The organism is Microcystis sp. M079S1 (genome assembly GCF_020246425.1).
In the GTDB taxonomy this organism is placed as follows: Bacteria; Cyanobacteriota; Cyanobacteriia; order Cyanobacteriales; family Microcystaceae; genus Microcystis; species Microcystis aeruginosa.
Genome location: NZ_JADBSZ010000280.1, coordinates 1 through 3,705, shown reverse-complemented (window position 1 = coordinate 3,705; position 3,705 = coordinate 1). Strand labels below are relative to the sequence as shown.

Here is a 3,705-nt window from a genome sequence, read left to right as displayed (position 1 = left end):
TGTCTTTCGTACCATGCTTGTGTTCTGAGATGGAGAGCTTTATTGTAAACTAATCTTACACAGCCCAAAGTGCGCCGCAATAGCGACTCTTGTTCGGGTGTGGGGTAAAATCGAAACGAATAGGCTTTTTCCATACCTCACGTTTTAGCATATATTTCGTAAATGTGCTAATATTTAACAGTAAAGCCGTCGTAGAACGACGGGGTTTCAGACCCAAAATTTCCGATGATTAAAGCTATTTCTGACCTCCAGGGATTCCGAGGTCTCATTCTGCCGATCATCGTCGGTGCGCTCAGTGCTACTATTGGTGCGGTGATTACCGTAGCGGCAAAAATGTTGTTGATCGGCAATAGTCCCTGATCGAGATAAGATTAATTCTCGTGGTCATAGGGAGGACATTTGTGAATAAACTAAGCATTCTGGTTCTGCACGGGCCGAATTTAAACCTATTGGGGAAAAGAGAGCCGAATCTCTACGGTAACGTCAATTTAGAGGCGATTAACCGGTTTTTAAACGAAGAAGCTACCCGTTTAGGGGTGAATTTAACCGCACACCAGTCCAATCAGGAAGGGCAATTAGTGGACTGGATTCAGCAAGCATGGGGTCAGCATGACGGTATTTTGATTAATGCGGGAGCTTATACTCACACCAGTATCGCCATCCGCGACGCACTATTAGGCACAAAAATGGCCTGTGTGGAAGTACACTTAAGCAATATTTACAAACGCGAGTCTTTTCGTCATCATTCCTACATTGCCGATATAGCCATCGGACAGATTAGCGGTTTTGGGGCCGAAAGTTATCGCCTAGGATTATGGGCATTAGTCGATTATTTGCAAAAGAATAGAGAAGGCTAATTAGGGCTTGCTGAATAAATCTAAAAACCTTGTTGGGTAAGACTTTTAGACTTTTTGGAAACCAAAAAGTACCGTATCCCGGAGTGATCGGGTGGAAAATTCCGGGACTTTTTCCCTGAAAATTAGGTAATTGACCCCCTCAAAATCTCTAAAACCCTACACCCTACACCCTACACCCTACACCCTGCCCCCACCGAAAAACTTTTTGCCGCAAACCCTAATTAGGCAAGGGATTCTCCCACTTCTAAGAGGGGACAAAAGGGAAAATAGGGGGAAACCGTCCAACGATAGAATTTTTTGCTGCTGGTGGACTGAAGATTAAAACGCAGGGAAACAAAGGGGAAAAAGGGAGATACGGAACAATTCCAACTGAAAGCCGGCTTAGAAGTGCTATTATCGCCCTGGAAAGACCAAGCAGGGTATTGAAAAACCTCCCGGACGAGGGATTTTCCTTCATCGCTAACTTGGGCGCAGCTGCGACTAATGCCCGAAACCAAACAGAGACTATTACTGACACAATTATCATTAGAAGCCACGATCAGGAGAGCTTCCCCGGTGGTGGTTAGTTCAAAAGCGATAAAATCTCCAGCTTGCCAACGACTAAGGACTTGTCCCTGGGCATTCTGGTAGATAGCGCTGCAGTTTTCGGGATCGAGAAGACGATTACTATCGGGATCTAAGTAACCGCAAACCCTTCCCATCAGACGAGTTCCATCCTGAAACCCATACACCCAATCAAAGGTATCGATGTGAGCGGCCCCTTGATTGCTTTTGTTGACCAATAGTAATCGATCGCTGACCACGGTTATTAATTCTCTGTAAAACTAAGCTTCCCTTAATAACAAAGGTATCACTAAATACCAATTGGCCAAGGAAAAGATTTATTAATCTTAACTTGTCGGTCCCGGGGGAGAGTGAACTGGTCAGCTTAAATCAAGGCCAAAACCTGCTATCTTATGGGGAGACAAAAATTATCTAGATCTTGTTTTAGCGAGTGGTAGTAAGGGCATGGCGTACAAGCGGGTATTATTAAAACTGAGTGGGGAGGCCCTGATGGGCAATCTCGGCTATGGGATCGACCCGATGGTGGTTTCCGCTATCGCCCAGGAAATCTCCGAAGTGGTTGCTCAAGGCATCCAATTGGCGATCGTGGTCGGTGGGGGCAATATTTTTCGCGGGGTGAAAGCCGCCTCGGCCGGCATGGATCGGGCCACGGCCGATTATATTGGTATGATAGCAACAGTCATGAACGCTATGACCTTGCAGGATGCCCTAGAACGAGCGCAAGTACCGACTAGGGTATTAACGGCGATTGCCATGCAGGAATTAGCTGAACCCTACATCCGCCGGCGAGCAATCCGTCATCTGGAAAAAGGTCGGGTGGTGGTTTTCGGTGCGGGATCGGGTAATCCTTTCTTTACCACCGATACCACGGCAGCCCTGCGCGCTGCCGAAATCGATGCGGAAGTGGTGTTTAAAGCGACGAAAGTGGATGGAGTTTATGATTCCGATCCCTCCCACAACCCTAACGCGCGACGCTTTCAAAGTCTTACCTACGGTCATGTGCTGACTCATGATCTGCGGGTGATGGACGGGACTGCGATCGCTCTGTGCAAGGAAAATAATATCCCGATAGTCGTTTTCGATCTGTCGGTGACAGGTAATATTGTTCGCGCTGTCAAAGGTGAACCCGTTGGAACATTGGTAGGAGGATTCTGTGAAGTTAGCTGAAGTTCAAGACCAGATGCAGAAAACCGTCGAATCAACCCAGAGAGATTTTAATACGATTCGTACCGGCCGGGCAAATGCTTCTCTTTTAGATCGGATCGTGGTGGAGTATTATGGCATGGAAACTCCCCTCAAGTCCCTGGCGACAATTAGCACTCCCGACGCGACCACGATCGCGATTCAACCCTTTGATCGTACCAGTATGGGGGCGATCGAAAAGGCGATTTCTCTCTCGGACGTGGGTTTAACCCCCAGTAATGACGGTCAGACCATTCGTTTGAATATCCCTCCCCTCACTAGCGATCGCCGCAAGGAATTGGTCAAATTAGCGGCGAAATTGGCCGAAGAAGGAAAGGTGGCTATCCGCAATATTCGCCGGGATGCGATCGATGCTATCCGTAAACGGGAAAAAGGTCACGAAATTTCTGAGGATGAATCCAGGGATTTACAGGATCAAGTGCAGAAATCCACCGATAAATTTATCGCCAAAATCGAGGATTTATTAACGACAAAAGAAAAAGATATCATGACCGTTTAAGTTTTTTTCTCCTAAGGGATAGAACAGGCTTTTTGTCTGTTCTATTTAGGGTTTGCTGAAAAAGTTTATTGGTGGGGTTAGGATTCAGGAGTCAGGAGTCAGGAGTCAGGAGTCGGGAGGGGAAGTCAGAATAACAGAATGACCTCGCAGGTCTGGAAGCGGAACCCTTCGAGATCGAAGAGCGAAAGTGCAAGGGTTTTGAGTCCCTCGGATCGATTTCTCAACGTTTGTTTCTGGCACTTTTTTGGCTAAAAAAAGTGCCAAAACCGTTTTCTAGTAAGGCTTTCAGTAATTTTCAGCAAGCCCTATTTAGCTTTTTGTCCCTATTTAGGGTTTGCTGAATAAATCTAAAAACCTTATCCAACAAGGTTTTTAGACTTTTTTTCCCTCAAAACCCACATTCCGCACCCTAAGTGTCACAACGTCTCAAAAGAGGAAGGGGCGTGAGTCAAAATACTTATCTAGAGGAGTGAGTTGGCGGCAAGCTGCCGCCAACTAAGCCGAAAATTTCAGGGTTCCCCCGCTTATTCTCAATAAACAGTGCTTGTTGAGAATGACTAGGCAATCAGACTTAACATCTAG

General features: G+C 46.5%; 6 protein-coding genes. 4 read left to right on the top strand and 2 right to left on the bottom strand.

Translation table 11 applies throughout. The annotated features are described in order from the left end of the window. Positions 1-134: helix-turn-helix domain-containing protein (locus tag IM456_RS18315; protein WP_071823976.1), on the bottom strand; the 134-nt coding region annotated here is incomplete at its 3' end. 91 nt (positions 135-225) lie between these two features. Between IM456_RS18315 and IM456_RS18310 the strand changes: the two genes are divergently transcribed. Both IM456_RS18310 and aroQ read left to right on the top strand, forming a co-directional pair. Next, positions 226-360, top strand: a complete 135-nt coding sequence (locus tag IM456_RS18310; protein ID WP_002762237.1) for a hypothetical protein — start codon at positions 226-228, stop codon at positions 358-360. Positions 361-401: 41 nt separating this feature from the next. Continuing rightward, complete coding sequence (aroQ, locus tag IM456_RS18305; protein ID WP_002797921.1) at positions 402-857, top strand: type II 3-dehydroquinate dehydratase; 456 nt, start codon at positions 402-404, stop codon at positions 855-857. 221 nt (positions 858-1,078) lie between these two features. Here aroQ and IM456_RS18300 read toward each other — a convergent pair whose 3' ends face one another. Further along, positions 1,079-1,660 carry an FHA domain-containing protein gene (locus IM456_RS18300; protein ID WP_287694650.1) on the bottom strand — a complete coding sequence of 194 codons (582 nt, stop codon included), beginning with the start codon at positions 1,658-1,660 and terminating at the stop codon, positions 1,079-1,081. Positions 1,661-1,865: 205 nt separating this feature from the next. Between IM456_RS18300 and pyrH the strand changes: the two genes are divergently transcribed. Both pyrH and frr read left to right on the top strand, forming a co-directional pair. Then, on the top strand, positions 1,866-2,588 hold the full coding sequence (gene pyrH / locus IM456_RS18295; RefSeq protein ID WP_002800489.1) for a UMP kinase: 723 nt from the start codon (positions 1,866-1,868) through the stop codon (positions 2,586-2,588). A gap of 13 nt (positions 2,589-2,601) precedes the next feature. Beyond that, entirely contained in the window at positions 2,602-3,123 is a 522-nt protein-coding gene (gene frr / locus IM456_RS18290) for a ribosome recycling factor (RefSeq protein ID WP_374756723.1), read from the top strand. Positions 3,124-3,705 lie beyond the last annotated feature (582 nt).